Annotated in this window: 18 protein-coding genes and 1 riboswitch; of the genes, 8 read left to right on the plus strand and 10 right to left on the minus strand. The window is 70.6% G+C overall.

What is annotated here, in order from left to right; genetic code table 11:
- Window positions 1-6: 6 nt before the first annotated feature.
- Entirely contained in the window at window positions 7-639 is a 633-nt protein-coding gene (def, locus tag ACZ42X_RS05495; protein ID WP_468284577.1) for a peptide deformylase, read from the plus strand.
- Window positions 640-695: 56 nt separating this feature from the next.
- Here def and ACZ42X_RS05500 read toward each other — a convergent pair whose 3' ends face one another.
- From ACZ42X_RS05500 to ACZ42X_RS05525, 6 genes are all read right to left on the minus strand, one after another.
- Entirely contained in the window at window positions 696-1766 is a 1071-nt protein-coding gene (locus ACZ42X_RS05500; RefSeq protein WP_468284579.1) for a ribonucleotide-diphosphate reductase subunit beta, read from the minus strand.
- On the minus strand, window positions 1766-4129 hold the full coding sequence (locus ACZ42X_RS05505; RefSeq protein ID WP_468284581.1) for a ribonucleoside-diphosphate reductase subunit alpha: 2364 nt from the start codon (window positions 4127-4129) through the stop codon (window positions 1766-1768). Before ACZ42X_RS05505 ends, ACZ42X_RS05500 begins: the two co-directional genes overlap by 1 nt.
- A gap of 139 nt (window positions 4130-4268) precedes the next feature.
- Window positions 4269-4391, minus strand: a riboswitch (cobalamin riboswitch).
- A gap of 64 nt (window positions 4392-4455) precedes the next feature.
- Window positions 4456-4986: a GNAT family N-acetyltransferase gene (locus ACZ42X_RS05510; RefSeq protein ID WP_468284583.1), complete on the minus strand. Its 531-nt coding sequence runs from the start codon at window positions 4984-4986 to the stop codon at window positions 4456-4458.
- Window positions 4987-5076: 90 nt separating this feature from the next.
- On the minus strand, window positions 5077-6705 hold the full coding sequence (mctP, locus tag ACZ42X_RS05515; protein WP_468284585.1) for a monocarboxylate uptake permease MctP: 1629 nt from the start codon (window positions 6703-6705) through the stop codon (window positions 5077-5079).
- The gene (locus ACZ42X_RS05520) at window positions 6702-6947 is read right to left on the minus strand and encodes a DUF3311 domain-containing protein (protein WP_361419403.1); all 246 of its coding nucleotides are present in this window, start codon (window positions 6945-6947) and stop codon (window positions 6702-6704) included. The genes mctP and ACZ42X_RS05520 overlap by 4 nt, the downstream gene beginning before the upstream one ends.
- A 268-nt stretch (window positions 6948-7215) precedes the next feature.
- A complete protein-coding gene (locus ACZ42X_RS05525; RefSeq protein WP_468285597.1) occupies window positions 7216-7983 on the minus strand; it encodes a GntR family transcriptional regulator in 768 nt (255 codons plus the stop codon).
- 322 nt (window positions 7984-8305) lie between these two features.
- On the opposite strand from ACZ42X_RS05525, the gene ACZ42X_RS05530 reads away from it, so the two are divergent.
- The 4 genes from ACZ42X_RS05530 to ACZ42X_RS05545 all read left to right on the plus strand — a co-directional run bounded on the left by ACZ42X_RS05530 (window position 8306) and on the right by ACZ42X_RS05545 (window position 13105).
- Complete coding sequence (locus tag ACZ42X_RS05530) at window positions 8306-9583, plus strand: extracellular solute-binding protein (RefSeq protein WP_468284587.1); 1278 nt, start codon at window positions 8306-8308, stop codon at window positions 9581-9583.
- Window positions 9584-9654: 71 nt separating this feature from the next.
- Window positions 9655-10662, plus strand: coding sequence for a carbohydrate ABC transporter permease (locus tag ACZ42X_RS05535; RefSeq protein WP_361419397.1), 1008 nt, complete (start codon window positions 9655-9657; stop codon window positions 10660-10662).
- Window positions 10663-10787: 125 nt separating this feature from the next.
- Window positions 10788-11579 carry a carbohydrate ABC transporter permease gene (locus ACZ42X_RS05540; protein ID WP_468285600.1) on the plus strand — a complete coding sequence of 264 codons (792 nt, stop codon included), beginning with the start codon at window positions 10788-10790 and terminating at the stop codon, window positions 11577-11579.
- Between the two features lie 8 nt (window positions 11580-11587).
- Window positions 11588-13105 carry a glycoside hydrolase family 3 protein gene (locus ACZ42X_RS05545; RefSeq protein WP_468284590.1) on the plus strand — a complete coding sequence of 506 codons (1518 nt, stop codon included), beginning with the start codon at window positions 11588-11590 and terminating at the stop codon, window positions 13103-13105.
- A 72-nt stretch (window positions 13106-13177) separates the two neighbouring features.
- On the opposite strand, the gene nagB is transcribed toward ACZ42X_RS05545, so the two are convergent.
- On the minus strand, window positions 13178-13963 hold the full coding sequence (gene nagB, locus ACZ42X_RS05550) for a glucosamine-6-phosphate deaminase (protein ID WP_361419391.1): 786 nt from the start codon (window positions 13961-13963) through the stop codon (window positions 13178-13180).
- A gap of 111 nt (window positions 13964-14074) precedes the next feature.
- Here nagB and ACZ42X_RS05555 point away from each other — a divergent pair, with 111 nt between their 5' ends.
- Window positions 14075-15124: an SIS domain-containing protein gene (locus ACZ42X_RS05555; RefSeq protein WP_468284592.1), complete on the plus strand. Its 1050-nt coding sequence runs from the start codon at window positions 14075-14077 to the stop codon at window positions 15122-15124.
- Between the two features lie 18 nt (window positions 15125-15142).
- Here ACZ42X_RS05555 and ACZ42X_RS05560 read toward each other — a convergent pair whose 3' ends face one another.
- Complete coding sequence (locus ACZ42X_RS05560) at window positions 15143-15895, minus strand: SDR family oxidoreductase (RefSeq protein WP_468284594.1); 753 nt, start codon at window positions 15893-15895, stop codon at window positions 15143-15145.
- A gap of 82 nt (window positions 15896-15977) precedes the next feature.
- Here ACZ42X_RS05560 and ACZ42X_RS05565 point away from each other — a divergent pair, with 82 nt between their 5' ends.
- On the plus strand, window positions 15978-16571 hold the full coding sequence (locus ACZ42X_RS05565) for a TetR/AcrR family transcriptional regulator (protein ID WP_468284596.1): 594 nt from the start codon (window positions 15978-15980) through the stop codon (window positions 16569-16571).
- A gap of 441 nt (window positions 16572-17012) precedes the next feature.
- Window positions 17013-18482: a sensor histidine kinase gene (locus ACZ42X_RS05570; RefSeq protein WP_468285603.1), complete on the plus strand. Its 1470-nt coding sequence runs from the start codon at window positions 17013-17015 to the stop codon at window positions 18480-18482.
- Between the two features lie 197 nt (window positions 18483-18679).
- Here the strand turns inward: ACZ42X_RS05570 and ACZ42X_RS05575 are convergent, their stop codons facing one another.
- Together ACZ42X_RS05575 and ACZ42X_RS05580 are read right to left on the minus strand one after the other, a co-directional pair.
- Window positions 18680-18937 (minus strand): WhiB family transcriptional regulator, encoded by a 258-nt coding sequence (locus ACZ42X_RS05575; RefSeq protein ID WP_003953983.1) that lies wholly within the window; start codon window positions 18935-18937, stop codon window positions 18680-18682.
- A 317-nt stretch (window positions 18938-19254) separates the two neighbouring features.
- Window positions 19255-20223, minus strand: a complete 969-nt coding sequence (locus tag ACZ42X_RS05580) for a diacylglycerol/lipid kinase family protein (protein ID WP_468284598.1) — start codon at window positions 20221-20223, stop codon at window positions 19255-19257.
- Between the last annotated feature and the right edge of the window lie 48 nt (window positions 20224-20271).

The following is a 20271-nucleotide window of genomic DNA, read 5'->3' on the forward strand; positions in this document are numbered from 1 at the left end:
GCGGACATGGCGCAGCAGGAGACGGATCCGTACGTCGACGACGAGGGTTTCATCATCGACACGGAGGACTGCGAGGAGCGCGAGCGCGCCCACCGGGAGCGCGGCACGTCCCGCCCGATCACCGTCGTTGGGAACCCGGTGCTCCACAAGGAGTGCAAGGACGTCACCGAGTTCGACGACTCGCTGGCCCGGCTGATCGACGACATGTTCGCCAGCCAGCGGACCGCCGAGGGCGTCGGTCTGGCGGCCAATCAGATCGGTGTGGACCTGAAGGTCTTCGTCTACGACTGCCCGGACGACGAGGGTGTCCGGCACGTGGGCGTCGTCTGCAACCCCGTTCTGGAGGAGCTGCCGCCGGAGCTGCGCGTCCTCGACGACTCCAACGAGGGCTGCCTGTCCATCCCGACGGCGTACGCCTCGCTGGCCCGGCCCGACTACGCCGTGGTGCGTGGCCAGGACGCCAAGGGCAACCCCATCAAGGTGCGCGGCACCGGGTACTTCGCCCGCTGCCTCCAGCACGAGACGGACCACCTGTACGGGTACCTGTACATCGACCGCCTGTCGAAGCGCGACCGCAAGGACGCGCTGAAGCAGATGGAGGCGGGTACGCCGCGCTACCCGGTCGTCGCCAACGACTGAGCCGTACGACGGCGGGGCCCCGTTCCGGTACGTCCGGACGGGGCCCCGCCGTCATCTCAGAAGTCCTCGTCGAGGTCGACCGAACCCTCCACCGCCACCTGGTAGGCGGAGGGGCGGCGCTCGAAGAAGTTCGTGAGCTCCTGGACGCCCTGCAGCTCCATGAACGAGAACGGGTTCTCCGAGCCGTACACCGGCGCGAAGCCGAGGCGCATCAGGCGCTGGTCGGCGACACACTCCAGGTACTGGCGCATCGACTCGGTGTTCATGCCGGGCAGGCCGTCGCCGCACAGGTCGCGACCGAACTGGAGCTCCGCCTCCACCGCTTCCCTCAGCATGTCGGTGACCTGCTGCTGGAGCTCGTCGTCGAAGAGGTCCGGCTCCTCCTTGCGGACGGTGTCGACGACCTCGAACGCGAAGTTCATGTGCATCGTCTCGTCGCGGAACACCCAGTTGGTGCCGGTCGCCAGGCCGTGCAGCAGGCCGCGCGACCGGAACCAGTACACGTAGGCGAAGGCCCCGTAGAAGAACAGGCCCTCGATGCACGCGGCGAAGCAGATGAGGTTCAGCAGGAAGCGGCGGCGGTCGGCCTTCGACTCCAGCCGCTCGATCTTCTCGACCGAGTCCATCCACCGGAAGCAGAACTGCGCCTTCTCGCGGATGGAGGGAATGTTCTCCACGGCGGCGAAGGCGGCCGTGCGGTCCTCCGGGTCGGGCAGGTAGGTGTCGAGCAGCGTCAGGTAGAACTGGACGTGCACGGCCTCCTCGAACAGCTGCCGCGACAGGTACAGTCGCGCCTCGGGCGAGTTGATGTGCTTGTAGAGCGTCAGCACCAGGTTGTTCGCGACGATCGAGTCACCGGTCGCGAAGAACGCGACCAGCCGGCCGATCAGGTGCTGCTCACCGGGCGTCAGCTTGGCGAGGTCGGCGACGTCGGAGTGGAGGTCGACCTCCTCCACGGTCCAGGTGTTCTTGATGGCGTCCCGGTAGCGCTCGTAGAAGTCCGGGTAGCGCATGGGGCGGAGAGTCAGCTCGAAGCCCGGGTCGAGCAGGTTCTTGAAAACAGGGGTGTCGGCACGCAGTGCCGTCGTTGAGGGGCGGTGGTCGGGCGACGGGTGGGCGGAGCTCATTACTGGCAGGCCTCGCAGGACTCGGGGTTCTCAAGGGAGCAGGCGACGGCCTCGGGGTCGGCGGCCTGCTGAACGGGAATGGACGCCTGGGCGGCGCGGGCGATCCGGGTCGCCGGGCGCGAGCGCAGGTAGTACGTCGTCTTCAGGCCCTGCTTCCAGGCGTACGCGTACATCGACGACAGCTTGCCGATGGTGGGCGTCTCCATGAACAGGTTCAGCGACTGCGACTGGTCCAGGAACGGCGTACGGGCCGCCGCCATGTCGATCAGGCCGCGCTGCGGGATCTCCCACGCCGTGCGGTACAGCGTGCGGATCTCCTCCGGCACCCACGAGAAGCCCTGCACCGAGCCGCTCGACTCGCGCAGCGCCTCACGGGTCTGCGCGTCCCAGACGCCCAGCCGCTTCAGGTCCTCCACCAGGTACGAGTTGACCTGGAGGAACTCGCCGGACAGCGTCTCGCGCTTGAAGAGGTTGGAGACCTGCGGCTCGATGCACTCGTACACACCGGCGATCGAGGCGATGGTCGCGGTCGGCGCGATGGCCAGCAGCAGCGAGTTGCGCATGCCGACGGCGGCGACGCGCTCGCGCAGGGCCGCCCACCGCTCCGGCCAGGTGAGCTCGGTGTCGTAGTGGTCGGGGTGCAGCACACCGCGCGCGGTGCGGGTCTGCTCCCAGGCGGGCAGCGGGCCGTTGCGCTCGGCCAGGTCGGCGGAGGCCTCGTACGCCGCCAGCATGATCCGCTCGGCGATACGCGTCGACAGGGCCCGCGCCTCGGGGGAGTCGAACGGCAGGCGCAGCTTGAAGAAGACGTCCTGGAGGCCCATCGCGCCCAGGCCGACCGGCCGCCACTTGGCGTTGGAGCGCCCGGCCTGCTCGGTCGGGTAGAAGTTGATGTCCACGACCCGGTCCAGGAAGGTCACGGCGGTGCGGACGGTCGGGTCGAGCCGCTCCCAGTCGATGTCCCCGCCGCTGACGAAGGCGCCCAGGTTGACCGAGCCGAGGTTGCAGACGGCCGTCTCGCCGTCGTTCGTCACCTCGATGATCTCGGTGCAGAGGTTCGAGGAGTGGACGACCGTGCCGGGCTCGGCGGTCTGGTTGGCCGTACGGTTCGAGGCGTCCTTGAACGTCATCCAGCCGTTGCCGGTCTGCGCGAGGGTCCGCATCATCCGCCCGTACAGGTCACGGGCCGGCATGGTCTTGCGGGCCAGCCCCTTGGCCTCGGCGGCGCGGTAGGCGGCGTCGAACTCCTCGCCCCACAGGTCGACCAGCTCGGGCACGTCCGCCGGCGAGAACAGCGACCATTCGGCGTCGGCGTTGACCCGGCGCATGAACTCGTCCGGGATCCAGTGCGCGAGGTTGAGGTTGTGGGTGCGCCGGGCGTCCTCGCCGGTGTTGTCGCGCAGCTCCAGGAACTCCTCGATGTCCGCGTGCCAGGTCTCCAGGTACACGGCGGCCGCGCCCTTGCGCCGCCCGCCCTGGTTCACGGCCGCGACCGAGGCGTCGAGGGTCTTCAGGAACGGCACGATGCCGTTGGAGTGCCCGTTCGTGCCCCGGATCAGCGAGCCGCGGGCGCGGATGCGCGAGTACGACAGGCCGATGCCGCCCGCGTGCTTCGAGAGCCGCGCCACCTGGTGGTAGCGGTCGTAGATGGAGTCCAGCTCGTCCAGCGGCGAGTCCAGCAGGTAGCACGACGACATCTGCGGGTGGCGCGTACCGGAGTTGAACAGCGTGGGGGAGGAGGGCAGGTAGTCGAGGCGGCTCATCAGGCCGTACAGCGCCGCGACCTCGTCCAGCGCGCGGACGCTGTCGTCCTCGGCCAGCCCGGCCGCCACCCGGAGCAGGAAGTGCTGCGGCGTCTCGATGACCTTGCGCGTGATCGGGTGGCGCAGCAGGTAGCGGGAGTAGAGCGTCCGCAGCCCGAAGTAGCCGAACCGGTCGTCGGCCGCCGGGTCGACCAGCCCGTCGAGCCGCTCGCGGTGGACGCGGACGAAGTCGGCGGTGCGGTCGGCGATCAGCCCCTCGCGGTGCCCCACGGCGACGGAGCCGGAGAACGACGTAACCCCCTGCGAGGCCGCCTCCGCCGCAATGCCGATGGTCAGCAACCGGGCCGCGAGCCGCGAGTACGCCGGGTCCTCGGCGATCAGCCCGGCGGCCGCCTCGGTGGCGAGCTCCCGCAGCTCCGCCTCGTCCGACCCGGCGTGCCGGCCGCGCAGCGCGGCGGCGGCGACCCGGCCGGGGTCGGTGTCGGGCAGGTCGGCGGTCAGGTCGGTCAGGGTGCGCAGCAGGACGGTCCCGGGACCGTCGCCGGCGTCGTTCCCGTCGCTCTGGCTCGCTGACACCGGATCGGCTGGCGCGATGGTCACGTGGGGCTCTCCCTCGCTCGGCTCGGGGCCACCGGCGGCGGGGCACGGCAGAGCGGGGCGCCTCCGGCACAGGGGCGCACGTATCCGCGTCCACCGGCCCATTCCGCGAGGCCCGGACGTCTGGGCACCCGGGCCGGACGGTCCGGGCGCGCTGCCGGCAGGTGCTCGGACTCGTGGGTGCCCAAAGGCACACCAACACACCGTTGCGGGACAGTTCCGGATTCGCACCGGATTCCCCTGCGACGACAGCGAGATGAGCATACATGTGGGGGGCGTCCGCTGAGCCACCCCCCACATCTTGTGTCGGCCACCACAAGACGCGCCGCTCAGAGGTCGAGCGCGTATGTACGCAGCGTCACCCCCGGGACCGGCGTCCAGTCGCGCTCCGGAGTGCGGACGAACCCCAGCCGCTCGTACACGCGGTGCGCGGTCCGCATCGCCTGCTGCGAGGAGAGCACCACCCGGCGGCAGCCGTCCGCCGCCCTCGCCCGCTCCACGCACGCCCGGACGAGCGCCTCCCCGGCGCCGCGCCGCCGGTCCTCGCGCGCGACGGCGAGCATCCGGATCTCGGCCTCGCCGTGCCCCGCCAGCTCGGCCAGGGGCCCGCCGCCCGGGGCGAACGTCACGCCGCCCAGCAGCCGCTCGCCCCGGCCGGGCGCGCCCGGCTCCCCGGCGCCCCGCTCCACGGCCACGAGGACCTCGGCGTCGGCGGCCCGCCCGGCCACGTCCCGCAGTTCGATCAGATACTCGTCGCTGTCGGCGAAGGCCAGCAGCCCGTCTGCGAGGTACGCCTGCGCCGTGAGCTCGCCCAGCGCCGCGTGCTCCTCCGGCCGTACCGCCCTGATGGTGATGTCCATGGGGCCAGAGTGCACAACGAAGCGGGCCGTCGCGCCTCCGTGAGGGAGGCGCGACGGCCCGTCGTACGCGGATGGGTCAGTGGTGCGGCCTCAGTGCCCCGAGCCCGCCGTGGCCTTGGGCAGCTCCACCTGGACGCCCGGGTCGCCCGCGTCCGCCGTGTAGTCCTCCGGCGAGGTCTCGTCGATGCCCTCGGGCGCCTTGACGGCCTTGAGGACGAAGGTGAGGACGACGACGACCAGGACGTTGAGGACGAAGGCCGTCAGGCCGATGTAGCCGATCTCGCCGATGCCGGGGATCTCGGCGGACGAGCCGCCGAAGTGCTTCTGCGTCGGGCTGGCGACGCCGTACGCCGCCGCCGTGCCGTAGACCATGCCGACCGCCCAGCCGGCGAGCAGCGCCCAGCGGTGGAACCAGCGGGTGAACAGGCCGCCCACCAGCGCCGGCAGGGTCTGGAGGATCCAGATGCCGCCCAGCAGCTGGAAGTTGATGGCGACGGTCTTGTCCATGGTGAGGACGAAGGCCAGCGCGCCCACCTTCACCAGCAGCGACACCAGCTTGGACACCTTGGTCTCCTGCTCCGGCGTGGCGTCCGGCTTCAGGAAGTCCTTGTAGATGTTGCGGGTGAAGAGGTTGGCGGCGGCGATGGACATGATGGCCGCCGGGACCAGCGCGCCGATGCCGATGGCCGCGAAGGCGACGCCCGCGAACCAGTCCGGGAACATGTTCTCGAACAGCTGCGGGATGGCCAGCTGGCCGTTCTGCACCTTCACGCCCGCCGCGATGGCCATGAAGCCGAGCAGCGCCAGCAGACCCAGCATCAGCGAGTACAGCGGCAGGATCGTGGTGTTGCGGCGGATCACGTCACGGCTGCGCGAGGAGAGCGTCGCCGTGATGGAGTGCGGGTACATGAAGAGCGCCAGCGCCGAGCCGAGCGCGAGGGTCGCGTAACCCCACTGGCCCATCTCGCCCGGTACCAGGGCGCCGCGCGGCTTGTCGGTCGCCGGGTTGATCTGCGCGTACGCCTCGCCGGCCTTGCTGAAGATCTCGTCGAAGCCGCCCAGCTTGATGGGGATGTAGATGATCGCCACCGCGATGACGATGTAGATCAGCGTGTCCTTGACGAAGGCGATCATCGCGGGCGCCCGCAGCCCGGAGGAGTACGTGTACGCCGCGAGGACGCCGAACGCGATCAGCAGCGGCAGGTCCTTGATGAACCAGTGCGTGGTCTCGCCGCCGCCCACACCCATCACGTCCAGCACCGCCTGGATGCCGACGAGCTGCAGCGCGATGTACGGCATCGTGGCGAGGATGCCGGTCAGGGCCACCGCCAGCGACAGGCTCTTCGAGCCGAACCGCCCGCGCACGAAGTCGGAGGTGGTGACGTAGCCGTGTTTGTGCGACACCGACCACAGGCGCGGCAGGAAGGTGAAGATCAGCGGGTAGACGAGGATCGTGTACGGGACGGCGAAGAAGCCCGCGGCGCCCGCCGCGTAGATCGCCGCCGGGACGGCGACGAAGGTGTACGCCGTGTAGAGGTCGCCGCCCAGCAGGAACCAGGTGATCCAGGTGCCGAACGACCGGCCGCCCAGGCCCCATTCGTCCAGGCTGTGCTCGTTCTCGGCCTTGCGCCAGCGGGAGGCCATGAAGCCCATCACCGTGACGGCCAGGAAGAAGAAGATGAAGACGGCGAGTGCGACGCCGTTCACGCCGTCCTTCACTGCGACGCACCCCCCTTGCGGGACCGCTGGTCACGGTGCCACAGCTTGTACGCCACCATCGTCAGCACGGTCGATATGACGACCCAGGCCATCTGGTACCAGTAGAAGAACGGGATCCCTGCGAGCTTCGGCTCGACCTTCGCGTACGAGCTGACCCAGAGCATCGCGACGAAGGGCGCGAACAGGCAGAGCGCCACCACCACCCGCACGGGGGTGACCACTGGTTGTTTCTCCTGTGTCATACGGCGTTCCGTCCCCTCACTGATCACCTGGCGTCATGCGCACGCAATCTAAGGGACCGTCCCGCTCCATGGAACCCCCGTCCGCATAACGGACGTGTCTCGGGCGGGCGTTGCGGGCGTTGCGGGCGTTGCGGGCGTTGCGGGCGCCGCGGGGTGTTGCAGGGCGTCGTGGAGCGGGCGGGAAGACGACGGGAGGGGCCGGCGCGCACGGCGCCGGCCCCTCCCTCGTACCTCGTCCACGTCTTCGCCGCGGCGGGCGTCCGCTTCGTCAGTCGTTCGGGCGCTTCAGCCGCGCCACGAACTTGTACCGGTCGCCCCGGTACACCGAGCGCACCCACTCCACCGGCTTGCCGTCCTCGTCCAGCGAGTGGCGCGACAGCATCAGCATCGGCAGGCCCACGTCCGTACCGAGCAGCCCCGCCTCGCGCGGCGTGGCCAGCGAGGTCTCGATGGTCTCCTCGGCCTCCGCGAGCCGGACGTTGTAGACCTCCGCCAGTGCCGTGTACAGCGAGGTGTACTTGACCAGCGACCGCCGCAGCGCGGGGAAGCGCTTCGCGCTCAGGTGCGTCGTCTCGATGGCCATCGGCTCGCCGCTCGCCAGCCGCAGCCGCTCGATGCGCAGCACGCGGCCGCCGGCCGAGATGTCGAGCAGCCCGGCGAGGGTGTCGTCGGCCGTGACGTACCCGATGTCCAGGAGCTGCGAGGTGGGTTCGAGGCCCTGGGCGCGCATGTCCTCGGTGTACGAGGTGAGCTGGAGCGCCTGCGAGACCTTCGGCTTCGCGACGAACGTGCCCTTGCCCTGGATGCGTTCCAGCCGGCCCTCGACGACCAGTTCCTGGAGCGCCTGGCGCACGGTGGTGCGAGAGGTGTCGAACTCGGCGGCGAGCGTGCGCTCCGGGGGCACCGGGGTGCCCGGGGGCATGGTCTGCGTCATGTCGAGCAGATGCCGCTTGAGCCGGTAGTACTTGGGCACGCGTGCGGTGCGAGTGGCCGTCCCGCTCTCGCTCTCGGTGCTGCCGCCCCCGTCCGTGGCCATGGCCGCCCGCCTTCCCGACTCCTGTGCTGCTGCCGTCACCGGCTCCTCCGTCCCTTGCGGCTCACATGGTGGCACGGACCGGTCACGGGTCGTCGCCCCTCCTCAGGTGTCGGTCTCGTAACGGAGCCGACTGCCCTTCTTATACACCCTTGACACCCCTAAAGGTCTAGGCCAAGCTCCCGGTTACTGGTCTAAACCATTAAAGGCCGGTCCCAGTCCCACGGGCAGCACAGGCAGGACACGTACACCAGTACACGTCGTATGGCCGTCGTATGGCTTCGCGGTGGGGGCAAGGGTTGCAGGCATCCCTGAGGAGGGTGGCGTGAAGCGCAAGCTCATCGCGGCGATCGGCGTCGCGGGCATGGTGGTCGGCGTGGCGGCGTGTGGTTCCGACAAGGGTGGGGACGCCGCGGGGGGCGGCGCCAAGGAGCTCACCGTCTGGCTGACGGTCGACGCCCAGAACAACTGGCCGGACCTCGTGAAGGCGGCCGACGACGCGATAGCGCAGAAGTACCCGGGCATCAAGATCAAGCACGAGTACTACGGCTGGCCGGACAAGAACGCCAAGCTCGACGCCGTACTCGCCACGGACAAGGCGCCGGACGTGGTCGAGATGGGCAACACCGAGATGCTCGGCTACATGGTCAAGGGCGCCTTCGCCGAGGTCGACCCGAAGAAGTTCGAGCAGTCGGACCAGTGGCTGGACGGACTCAAGGAGTCCGTCACCTACGAGGGCAAGACCTACGGCGTCCCCTACTACGCCGGCGGCCGCGTGGCCACCTGGCGCAAGGACCTGGCCGCCGAGATCGGTGTGAAGACCCCGCCGAAGACGTACGCCGAGCTCACCGCCGCCCTGGACAAGATCCAGGCGAAGAAGGGCGACAAGTTCAGCGGCTGGTACCAGCCTTCGCCGGACTGGTACGCCGCGATGTCCTTCGTGTACGACGCGGGCGGCTCCATCGCCAAGAAGGACGGCGACACCTGGAAGGCCAACCTGTCCTCGCCCGAGTCCCTCAAGGGACTCAACGAGTACAAGAAGGTCCTCGACACCTACATGAAGGCCGACAAGACCAAGGACGAGTCGGACCGTCCCATCGTCTTCGGCCAGGGCAACGCCGCCATGATCTTCGCGGCTGCCTGGGAGGGCGGCACCGCCGCCGACCCGAAGAACGACAAGACGGGCAAGCTCAAGGACAACCTCGAGAACTTCGTGATGCCCGGCCCGTCCGGCAAGAACATCCCCGTCTTCCTCGGCGGTTCCGACCTCGCCATCCCGGTCAAGTCCAAGGCGCAGGACGTCGCGGCCGAGTGGATCGACGCCTACACGGGCGCCAAGGGCCAGAAGGGCCTGCTCGCCAAGGGCAACCTGCCCAACAACAAGACGGACCTCGCGACCCTGAAGGCCGACCCGAAGACGATGGTCGCCGCCACCGCGGCCGAGTCCAACTGGTTCGTCCCCATGGCGCCCGGCTGGGGACAGGTCGAGAAGGCGCAGACCCTCAAGACCCTGCTCCAGGAGATCGGTACCGGCAAGAAGTCGGTCGAGGCCGCCGCGAAGGACGCGGACGCCGCGATCGACAAGGTCATCAACACCAAGTGACCTGACGCCGGGGCCCCGCCACCGCCGGGCGGGGCCCCGGCGCCCGTACGAGAAGAGGGACCGCTGTCGCGATGAGTGCCGCCGACACAACCACTGCCAAGGTGCCGCCCACGCGGCCATCGCGGGTACGGAAGTCCGCCCCGCCCGGTGGCCCCGCGAAGCGGGCCGCACAGCCCGGGAAGCCCGGGACCGGGGGAGCCGCGGTGCCGTGGGCGCTGCTCGCGCCCTGCCTGCTCGTCCTCCTGCTGGTCCTCGGCTATCCGCTGGTGCGGCTGGTCACCCTCGCCTTCCAGAAGTTCGAGCAGCCCCAGCTCTGGGGCTTCAAGGAGCCCGAGTCCGTCGGCTTCGGGAACTTCGCCAAGATCCTCGGGGACGGCGAGTTCTGGACCGTCGTGCTGCGGACCGTGCTCTTCGCCGCCGGCGCGGTGATCTTCACCATGGTCATCGGCATGCTGATCGCCCTGCTGCTGCAGCGCGTCTCCGGCTGGGTCAAGACCCTGATCAACATCGCGCTGGTCGCGAGCTGGGGCATGCCCATCATCGTCGCCACCGCCATCTTCAAGTGGCTCTTCGACGCCGACTACGGCGTGCTGAACTGGCTGCTCAGCCAGGTGCCGGGCGTCGACATGATCGGGCACAACTGGTTCGCCAGCGGCCCCCAGGGCCTCGCCGTGATCATGCTGCTGGTCGTCTGGGGCGCGGTGCCCTTCGTCGTCATCACGCTCAGCGCCGGCCTCACCCAGGTGCCCAAGGAGCTGGAGGAGGCCGCCCGCCTCGACGGCGCCGGCGCCTGGGGCGTCTTCCGGTACGTCACCCTGCCGATCCTCAAGCCGATCATCGTGATGCTCACGACGCTGTCGGTGATCTGGGACATGGGCGTCTTCCCGCAGGTCTTCGTGATGCGCAACGGCCACCCGGAGGCCGAGTTCCAGCTCCTGACGACGTACTCGTACGACAAGGCCTTCGTGGTCAACGACTACGGCGGCGGCTCGGCGATCGCGGTCGTCACCGTGGTCCTGCTGCTCGGTGTCGTCGCCGTGTACATGCGTCAGATGCTCAAGATCGGAGAAGTCGAGTGAGCGCCACGACCACCGCGCCGCGCGCCACGTCCGGGGCCACGTCCGGCGCCACGCCGGGGGCCGGCTCCGCGGGCAGGCCCGGGCGTACGCCGGAGGGCAGGCCCGGCCGCAAGCTCGGCTGGAACCTGATCGGCCTGCTCGTCTTCGTCTCCATCGGCTTCCCGGTCTACTGGATGCTGAACACGGCGTTCAAGCCGGCCAAGGACGCCATTGACCCCGATCCGCACTTCTTCCCCCGCACGTTCACCCTGGAGAACTTCGAGCGGGCCTTCCAGATCGCGGACTTCTGGGGCCCGGTCGGCCGCTCGCTGATCGTCTCGTTCGTCGTCGTCCTCATCGGCATCGTCGTCGGCATGCTGGCCGCGCTCGCCATCTCGCGCTTCGCCTTCCGCGGCCGCAAGATCGTCATCGTCGGCATCCTCGCGGTCCAGATGGTCCCGCTCGTCGCGATGATCATCCCGGTCTTCCTGCTGCTCAACGACCTGGGTCAGTACGACAAGCTCACCGGCCTGATCATCACGTACCTCACCTTCATCCTCCCCTTCACGGTGTGGACGCTGCGCGGCTTCATCGTCAACATCCCCAAGGAGCTGGAGGAGGCGGCGATGGTCGACGGCTGCACCCGCACCGGCGCCTTCGTCCGGGTGGTGTTCCCGCTGCTCGCCCCCGGCATGGTCGCGACCTCCGTGTACGGCTTCATCCAGGCCTGGAACGAGTACCTGTACGCCCTGATGCTGATGAGCCAGCAGAACCAGACGGCCACCGTCTGGCTGGGCAACTTCACCACCAAGAACGGGACCGAGTACGCCCCGATGATGGCCGGCGCCACGATGATGGCCGTCCCCGTCGTCATCCTCTTCCTCCTCGTCCAGCGCAAGATGGCCGCGGGTCTGACCGCCGGCGCAGTGAAGGGATAACGGCCCCCATGACGACTCTCGTACGCGGCGCCTCCCCGACCCTCGTCCGGGACGCGCTCGCCGTCCTGCAACCGGGCTTCACCGGCACCACGCCGCCCGACTGGCTGCTGCGCCGCATCGGCGAAGGGCTCTCCTCGGTCGGCCTGTTCGGGCGCAACGTCACCGGGCCCGAGCAGCTGGCCGCGCTGACCGCCCGGCTGCGGGCCGAGCGGGACGACCTGCTCGTCGCGATCGACGAGGAGAGCGGCGACGTCACGCGCCTGGAGGTGCGGACCGGCTCGTCCTTCCCCGGCAACTACGCGCTCGGCACGGTCGACGACACCGGCCTGACCCGGGCCGTGGCGGCGGAGCTCGGCCGCCGGCTCGCCGCCTGCGGCGTCGACTTCAACTGGGCGCCCTCCGCGGACGTCAACTCCGACCCGGACAACCCGGTCATCGGCGTCCGCTCCTTCGGCGCCGACCCGCGACTGGCCGCCCGCCACACCGTGGCCTACATCGAGGGCCTGCAGTCCGCCGGCGTCGTCGCGTGCACCAAGCACTTCCCCGGGCACGGCGACACCAATGTCGACTCGCACCACGCGATTCCCCGCATCGATGTGGACCTCGCCACACTGCACGCCCGTGAGCTGGTACCTTTCCGCGCCGCCATCGCGGCGGGTTCCAAATCGGTGATGAGCGCGCATATCCTGCTTCCCGCGCTCGACCCCGACCGCCCGGCCACCCTGAGCCCGCAGATCCTCACCGGTCTGCTGCGCCAGGAGCTGGGCTACGACGGCCTGATCGTCACCGACGGCATGGAGATGCAGGCCATCGCCGCGACGTACGGGATCGAGCGCGGCTCCGTCCTCGCGATCGCGGCGGGCGCCGACGCGATCTGCGTCGGCGGCGGCCTGGCGGACGAGGGGACCGTACTGCGGCTGCGCGACGCGCTGGTGGCGGCGGTACGGACCGGCGAACTGCCCGAGGAGCGCTTGGCCGACGCGGCCGCGCGGGTGCGCGCGCTGGCGTCGTGGACCCGGGCGCACCGGGCCAGGGGGGCTCAGACGGGGCCGGGCGCGGCTTCAGAGGAGGGGACCGCGCCCGGCGCCGACATCGGTCTCGTGGCGGCCCGGCGGGCGCTGACCGTCACGGGCACGCGGGAGCCGCTCACCGGCCCGGCGTACGTCGCCGCCTTCACCCCCGGCACCAACATCGCGGTCGGCGACGAGACCCCGTGGGGCGTCGGCCCGGAGCTGGCGCGGCTGCTGCCGTCCACGACGACCGGGACGTACGCCTCCGACGCGGCCGTGGACCGGGTGCTGCGGGACGCGGGGGAGCGGCCGATCGTCGCGGTGGTGCGGGACACCCACCGCCACCCGTGGATGGGGCGGACGCTGGACGCCCTGCTGGTGGCCCGGCCCGACACGATCGTCGTGGAGATGGGCCTGAACCAGGCGCCGGCGCGCGGGGCGCTGCACATCGCCACGTACGGCGCGGCGCGGGTCTGCGGCACCGCGGCGGCGGAGGTCATCGCGGGCGCCGCCTGAGCGTCGCGCGTACGTCGAGGGCCCGGTTCCGGGGGGAAACCGGGCCCTTCGTGCTGTGTGCGTGTGTGCCTGTCAGATGCCCTGCCACGCGGGCTTGTTGGCGTAGGTGTGCCGGAAGTAGTCGGCGAGCTTCAGCTTGGACGCGGCGGCCTCGTCGACGACGACCGTGGCGTGCGGGTGCAGCTGCAGCGCGGAGGCGGGTACGAGTGCGGCGACCGGCCCCTCGACGGTCTGCGCGACCGCCTCCGCCTTGCCCTCGCCGGTGGCGAGGAGCACCAGGTGGCGGGCCTCCAGGATGGTGCCGATGCCCTGCGTGATGACGTGGTGCGGCACCTGGTCGATGTCACCGTCGAAGAAGCGCGCGTTGTCCACGCGGGTCTGCTCGGTGAGCGTCTTGATCCGGGTGCGGGACGCGAGCGAGGAGCACGGCTCGTTGAAGCCGATGTGCCCGTCGGTGCCGATGCCGAGGATCTGCAGGTCCACGCCGCCCGCCTCGGCGAGCGCCCTGTCGTACGCCTCGCAGGCGGCCTGGACGTCCTCGGCGGAGCCGTCGGGGCCCATGAAGGCGTCGGGGCTCAGCCCGAGCGGCTCGACGACCTGGCGCAGCACGGTCGAGCGGTACGACTCGGGGTGGCCCGCGGGCAGCCCCACGTACTCGTCCAGCTGGGCTATGCGGGCGCGCGAGGCGTCCACGGCCCCGGAGCGGACCTTGGCGATCAGCGCGTCGTAGATGGGCAGCGGGGTCGAGCCGGTGGCCACGCCGAGCAGAGCGTCGGGCTTGCGGCGCAGGAGGGCGGCGATGCCCTCGGCGATCAGCTCGCCGCCTGCCTTGGCGTCCTGGACGATGACAACTTCCACGCTGGGCCTGCCGATCTGATGGGTGACGGATGACAAGGTGGTATAGACCAATCTAGCAGAATGGCCCTCTCCGCTGGCGGCTTCTCACGGGCCCGTGTTCGACTGGTGCGCATGAGCGAGCAGCCGGGCCGGATCATGGCGGGGGAGATGGCGGAGCAGCCCGCGGTGCTGCGACGGATCCTCGACCAGGGCGCGCCGCGGATCCGCGCCGTGGCCCAGGCGATCCGGGAGCGCCGTCCGCGCTTCGTCCTGCTGACGGCGCGCGGCACATCGGACAACGCGGCGCTGTACGCCAAGTACCTGCTGGAGATCCGGCTGGGCATGCCCTGCGGCCTGACGTCCATGTCCACGACCACGGCGTACGGCGCCAAGCCCGACTACACCGACGTCCTGGTCGTCACCGTCAGCCAGTCCGGCGGCTCCCCGGACCTCGTCGCCTCCACGCGCGCGGCCCGGGAGGCGGGTGCGATCACCCTGGCGGTCACCAACAACCCGGACTCGTCGCTCGCGGCGGTCTCCGAGCACCACATCGACATCCTGGCGGGTCCGGAGAAGGCGCTGCCCGCCACCAAGACCTACACCGCCTCGCTCCTCTCGCTCTACCTCCTGATCGAGGGCCTGGCCGGCGACGGCGGCCCCACCGCCGCCGCGCCCCTGCCGGACCGGGCGGCGTCCGTCCTGGACCGGCGCGACGAGGTCCGCGCCCTCGCGGCCCGCTACCGCTTCGCCGAGCGGATGGTCATCACCTCACGCGGCTACGGCTATCCCACCGCGAAGGAAGCGGCCCTGAAACTGATGGAGACCAGCTACATCCCGGCTCTCTCCTACTCCGGCGCCGATCTGCTGCACGGCCCGCTCGCCATGGTCGACAACATCTCGCCCGTCATCGCGGTCGTCCCGGACGGCAAGGGCGGCGAGGCCCTCCAGCCGGTCCTCGACCGCCTCCGCGGCCGCGGCGCGGACCTGGTGGTCGTCGGCCCCCGCCCCCAGGTCGCGGCGGCCTCCGCGGGCTTCGTCCTCCCGACGGAGGGCATCCCCGAGGAGCTCCAGCCGATCCTGGAGATCCTCCCGCTCCAGCTCCTCGCCTACGAGGTCACCATCGCCCGCGGCCAGGACCCGGACGCCCCCCGCGCGCTGGCGAAGGTCACCGAGACCCGCTGACCGGCCCGGCGAGCGGCCCTACGGCAGCGAGCCGTTCGTCGCGTCCAGCCAGTGCCCCGTTATCGCGCGGGCGCCGTCCGACGCCAGGAACGCCACCACGTCCGCGACGTCGGCGGGGACGCCGACGCGCCCCAGCGCCGAGAAGGCCTCCGCGCCCGCCCACGCCGCCTCGTCGGCGCGCAGCCACGCCGCGTTGACGTCCGTGTCGACGATGCCGGGCGCCACCGTGTTGACGGTGATACCCCGCGCGCCCACCACCTTCGCCAGGTACCGCGTGAAGGTGTCCAGCGCGCTCTTGCTCATCGCGTACGCCATCGCGTCCGGCATCATCGCCGCCCGCGCCAGACCCGTCGACACGTTGACGACCCGGCCACCGTCCCGCATCCGCTCCAGGCCCAGCCGCGTCACGAAGAACGGCGCCTTCGTGTTGACCGCGAACACCCGGTCGTACTCGGCCTCACCGATCGTGCCGAACGGCTCGGACGCGCCGATGCCCGCGTTGTTCACCAGGATGTCCAGGCCCTCGGCGTGCCGGTCGAACGCCGCCCACAGCGCCTCGGCGTCCCCCGGTGTGCCGAGCTCCTGACCGATCGCGAAGGCGGAGCCGCCGGCCGCCTCGATCGCGGCGACCGTCTCCTTCGCGGCCGTCTCGTTCGTGCCGTAGTGCACCGCGACCCGAGCCCCGTCGCGGCCGAGCCGCTCCGCGATGCCCCGCCCGATGCCCCGGCTCCCGCCCGTGACCAGCGCCGTCCTGCCCGTGAGTGCGCCCATGACGCCACCCCCCGATTTCTCTAACGATTGGTATAGAAAGACGGTAGCAGACTTTCTTTAGTGCGCGCTATAGAATGGAGCCATGGCGACAAAACAGCGCGGCAGGCCCCGCTCCTTCGACCGTGCCACCGCTCTGGAGAAGGCGGTGATGGCCTTCTGGGAGCACGGGTACGAGACGACGTCCGTGGCCGACCTCACCCACGCGATGGGCATCGGCGCTCCGAGCCTGTACGCCGCCTTCGGCGACAAGAAGACGCTGTTCGAGGAGGCCCTCGGCGTGTACGTGGAGAGGTACGGCTCCTTCGGGAGCCGCGCCCTGGACGCCGAGCCCACCGCCCGCGCCGGCATCGCGCGGATGCTGCGGGACGCGGCGAGCGAGTACACCGACCCGGCGCACCCGCGCGGCTGCCTGGTGATCTCGGCCGCGATCAACTGCTCGACGCCCGAGGTGGAGCAGGGCCTCCGTGAGCGCCGCAACGCCAACCTGGCCGGCCTGGAGTCCCGCATACGCGCCGACATTGCGGCGGGCCGCCTCCCGGCCGACACGGACGCCGCCGCGCTGGCCCGCCTCAGCGGAGCCGTACTGCAGGGCATGTCGCAGCAGGCGCGCGACGGCGCGACGAAGGAGGAGCTGGAGGCGGTGGCCGAAGCCGCGATGCGCGCCTGGCCGGCGTAGCCCCCGCGAACGCGGGCGTCGAACGCGGCCGCGACTCCCGAAAGCACCCGCGGGCCGCACGAGCGCCCGCGACCCTCGGAAGTGTCATGGGCCTCGGAAGTGTCACGGGTCCCGGAAGCGTCACGGGCCCCGAAAGCACCCGCGGGCCGCGGCGCCCGACGGGACCCTCAACCCGTCCGGCACCGCAGCCCGGAGTTGCCCGGCCGTCGGGTGTGCGGTCCCGCGGCCGTGTGGGAGGTCCCGGGCGCAGTCAGGGCAGAGAGCGCCGGGTCCTCGATCCACCCTCCTGTGCGGGGAGGGCGGAGGTCGTTGTCGCATTGTGGACTAGACCAATCGGGTCTGTCCATCGGTAAGCAGATGGTAATCCCGCGCCCATCCTCCCTCACCGGCCGACAGAACACCAGGCGCGGCCGCACGGGTACGCTCGCACACGTGCCCTCCATGAACGACCTCGTACGCCAGCACACCGCCCTGAGCGACTCCGACCTCGAGTGGCTCCATCTGCTGGTGTCGGAGTGGCAGCTGCTCTCCGACCTCTCCTTCGCCGACCTCGTCCTCTGGGTCCCCACCCTCGACGGCACCCGCTACGTCTCCGTCGCCCAGATGCGGCCCAACACCGGCCCCACCTCCTACCAGGACGACATGGTCGGCCACCTGGTCCCGCGCGGCCGCCGCCCCCTGCTCGACGCCGCCCTCGACGAGGGCCGCATCGTCCGCGAGGGCGACCCCGAATGGCGCGAGGAGGTCCCGGTCCGGGTCGAGTCCATCCCCGTACGCAGGGAGGGCCGCGTCCTCGGCGTCATCGCGCGCAACACCAACCTGCTCACCGTCCGCACGCCCAGCCGGCTGGAGCTCACCTACCTCCAGTCCGCGTCCGACCTCGCCCAGATGATCGCGAACGGCACCTTCCCCTTCCCGGGGCAGCAGGTCGACATGGACGCCTCGCCCCGCGCCGGCGACGGGCTGATCAGACTCGACGCGGACGGCGTCGTCCAGTACGCGTCACCCAACGCCCTCTCCGCGTACCACCGCCTCGGCCTCGCCGCCGACCTCGTCGGCCAGCACCTCGGCCAGATCACCGCCGAACTCGCCCCCTCCCGCGGCCCCGTCGACGAAGCGCTGGTCAAACTGGCCAGCGGCTACGCCCCGCGGGAGACGGAGGTCGAGGGCAGCGGCGGCGTCATCCAGTTGCGCGCCATCCCGCTCAAGCCCAAGGGAACCCGCATCGGTTCGCTCGTGCTGCTCCGGGACGTGACCGAACTGCGCCGCCGCGAGCGCGAGTTGATCACCAAGGACGCCACCATCCGGGAGATCCACCACCGGGTGAAGAACAACCTCCAGACGGTCGCCGCGCTCCTGCGCCTCCAGGCCCGCCGCATGGACTCCGACCGGGGCCGCGAGGCGCTCAACGAGGCGGTGCGGCGCGTCGGTTCGATCGCGATCGTGCACGAGACGCTCTCGCAGAACCTCGACGAGCGCGTCGAGTTCGACGACATCGCCGACCGGGTCATCTCGATGGTCGCGGAGATCTCACCCGGCAAGGTGACCTGCCGCCGCAACGGCCGCTTCGGCATCCTCGACGCCGAGGTCGCGACCCCGCTGTCGATGGTCCTCACCGAGGTCCTCCAGAACGCCCTCGAACACGCCTTCGCCCCCGGCGAGCTCGGCACCGTCGAAGTCTCCGCCGTACGCGGCGACTCGCGCGCCGCCGACGCCCGCCTGCTGATCACCGTCCAGGACGACGGGCGCGGCCTGCCCGAGGACTTCGATCCGCAGCGCGCCGGCAACCTCGGTCTGCAGATCGTACGGACGCTGGTGGAGGGGGAGTTGGGCGGCACGTTCGACATGCAGCCCGCCCCCGGTCGCGGCACGCGCGTGGTGCTCGACGTCCCGGTGCGGGCCCAGAAGTAGCGAGGCCCCGGGCCCCGACGTAGCGGGGCGCCGGACGCAGCAGCGAGCCCCGGGCGCAGCAGCGAGCCCCGGACCGTGGGAACGGTCCGGGGCTCGAACGCTTTGGGGTTACTGCTGCGCGCTGCGGCTCGGGAGGCGGGTGGGTGCGTACTCGCTGTACGCGCCGCCGGGCCTCAGGCTCGTCGCGGTGGCGTCGCTCAGGCGCTGGCGTTGCGCGCCCGGTTGCGGGCGGCGCGGCGCTTCATCGCGCGGCGCTCGTCCTCGCTGAGGCCACCCCAGACGCCGGAGTCCTGGCCGGACTCGAGCGCCCACTGCAGGCACTGCTCCATGACGGGGCAGCGACGGCAGACAGCCTTGGCTTCCTCGATCTGCAGCAGCGCAGGACCGGTGTTGCCGATGGGGAAGAACAGCTCGGGGTCTTCCTCACGACAAACGGCGTTGTGACGCCAGTCCATGGCTGCTACCTCTCCTTGGTGTTGCATTCAGGTTGCTTGTGAATGTGAACGCTTTCACGAATCCCTCAACAAGTGAAGGGCCTACCGCCGGGTGGGCGTGTGGTCCTGTGATTTGAGGAGGGGTTCTGGCTTTCCCTGGAGGCCGGTTCTGCGGGCCGTCCCGATCGCCATGTAGAGATTCGCAAACCTCGGCTGCGGATACAACCCCTTCCGGGAAGTTTTTTTTGATTCCTCGGTGTCGGCTAGGTCACAGCCGTACTTCTATGGGGTGGATCCTGGCCCATACGTTCGAGATAAAGGGTCCGAGCCTCTTCTACTCACACAATCACACGCAGTGCACGGCGAACGCCTGTGAACGTCACGCTCGTCCGTAGCCCCAGGTGGTCTCCGTCCATCTGGAACGGCAGCGGGACCTTCGAATGCAAGGTGAAGTCGGTCAGGTCGTGCAGGGAGAGGGCGTGCTTGCCGCGCGGTCCGCGCTCCGGGGTCGAGGTGAGCAGCTGCGTCGCGTACCGCGCCACCGCGGCCGTCGACAGTCTGCTCAGACCGAGCACGTCGAGCCCCGTGTCGAAGGACGCCTCGGGCGCCGCGTACACCGGGCGATTGCCCAGGTAGGTCCAGGGGGCGGTGTTGCAGACTATCGACAGCGCCAGGTCGTGGACCGGGTCCGCGCCGGGGCGCTCCAGCGTGATCACGCCCTGCCGGCGGTGCGGCTCGTCCAGGAACTGGCGCATCGCCTGCCGGATGTACAGCGCGTGCGTCGACCTCCGGCCGCGCTCCCGCTGCTGCTCGACGCGGCCGATCACGCCCGCGTCGAAGCCGAAACCGGCACAGAACGTGAACCAGCGGGCCGGCACCGCCTCGTCCTCGGAGCCCGGGGTACCGGAGGCCAGCCCGAGTCCCACGGTCCGCTCGCGCCGCTCACCCAGCGCGTCCAGGATCGCGCCGGTCGCCTCCACGGCGTCGTTCGGCAGCCCCAGCGCGCGGGCGAAGACATTGGTGGAGCCTCCGGGCACCACCGCGAGGAGGGGCAGCCGGTCCGGATCCGGGCCGTGGTGCAGCAGCCCGTTGACCACCTCGTTGACCGTGCCGTCGCCGCCGAGCGCGACGACCAGATCGATGTCGGAGGCCTCGGCCGCCCGCCGCCCCACGTCGCGGGCGTGGCCCCGGTACTCGGTCGTCACCGCCTCCAGCTTCATCTCGCTGGCCAGCGCGTGGATCAGTACGTCACGGGTGCGGGCACTGGTGGTGGTGGCTGCCGGGTTGACCACGAGAAGTGCGCGCATGCCCGCCAGGTTACCTACCGCGCGGTACCGGGCACAGGCGCTCCCGAC

This window comes from Streptomyces sp. NPDC030862 (assembly GCF_055571835.1).

Coding starts and splice junctions, on each gene's coding strand:
- ACZ42X_RS05525 (WP_468285597.1), bottom strand. CDS start 7,983: ATGGCCACGGACGGGGGCGGCAGCACCGAGAGCGAGAGCGGGACGGCC.
- ACZ42X_RS05555 (WP_468284592.1), top strand. CDS start 14,075: ATGAGCGAGCAGCCGGGCCGGATCATGGCGGGGGAGATGGCGGAGCAG.
- ACZ42X_RS05545 (WP_468284590.1), top strand. CDS start 11,588: ATGACGACTCTCGTACGCGGCGCCTCCCCGACCCTCGTCCGGGACGCG.
- ACZ42X_RS05570 (WP_468285603.1), top strand. CDS start 17,013: ATGAACGACCTCGTACGCCAGCACACCGCCCTGAGCGACTCCGACCTC.
- ACZ42X_RS05535 (WP_361419397.1), top strand. CDS start 9,655: ATGAGTGCCGCCGACACAACCACTGCCAAGGTGCCGCCCACGCGGCCA.
- ACZ42X_RS05565 (WP_468284596.1), top strand. CDS start 15,978: ATGGCGACAAAACAGCGCGGCAGGCCCCGCTCCTTCGACCGTGCCACC.
- ACZ42X_RS05520 (WP_361419403.1), bottom strand. CDS start 6,947: ATGACACAGGAGAAACAACCAGTGGTCACCCCCGTGCGGGTGGTGGTG.
- ACZ42X_RS05575 (WP_003953983.1), bottom strand. CDS start 18,937: ATGGACTGGCGTCACAACGCCGTTTGTCGTGAGGAAGACCCCGAGCTG.
- ACZ42X_RS05510 (WP_468284583.1), bottom strand. CDS start 4,986: ATGGACATCACCATCAGGGCGGTACGGCCGGAGGAGCACGCGGCGCTG.
- def (WP_468284577.1), top strand. CDS start 7: ATGGCGCAGCAGGAGACGGATCCGTACGTCGACGACGAGGGTTTCATC.
- ACZ42X_RS05560 (WP_468284594.1), bottom strand. CDS start 15,895: ATGGGCGCACTCACGGGCAGGACGGCGCTGGTCACGGGCGGGAGCCGG.
- ACZ42X_RS05580 (WP_468284598.1), bottom strand. CDS start 20,223: ATGCGCGCACTTCTCGTGGTCAACCCGGCAGCCACCACCACCAGTGCC.
- ACZ42X_RS05500 (WP_468284579.1), bottom strand. CDS start 1,766: ATGAGCTCCGCCCACCCGTCGCCCGACCACCGCCCCTCAACGACGGCA.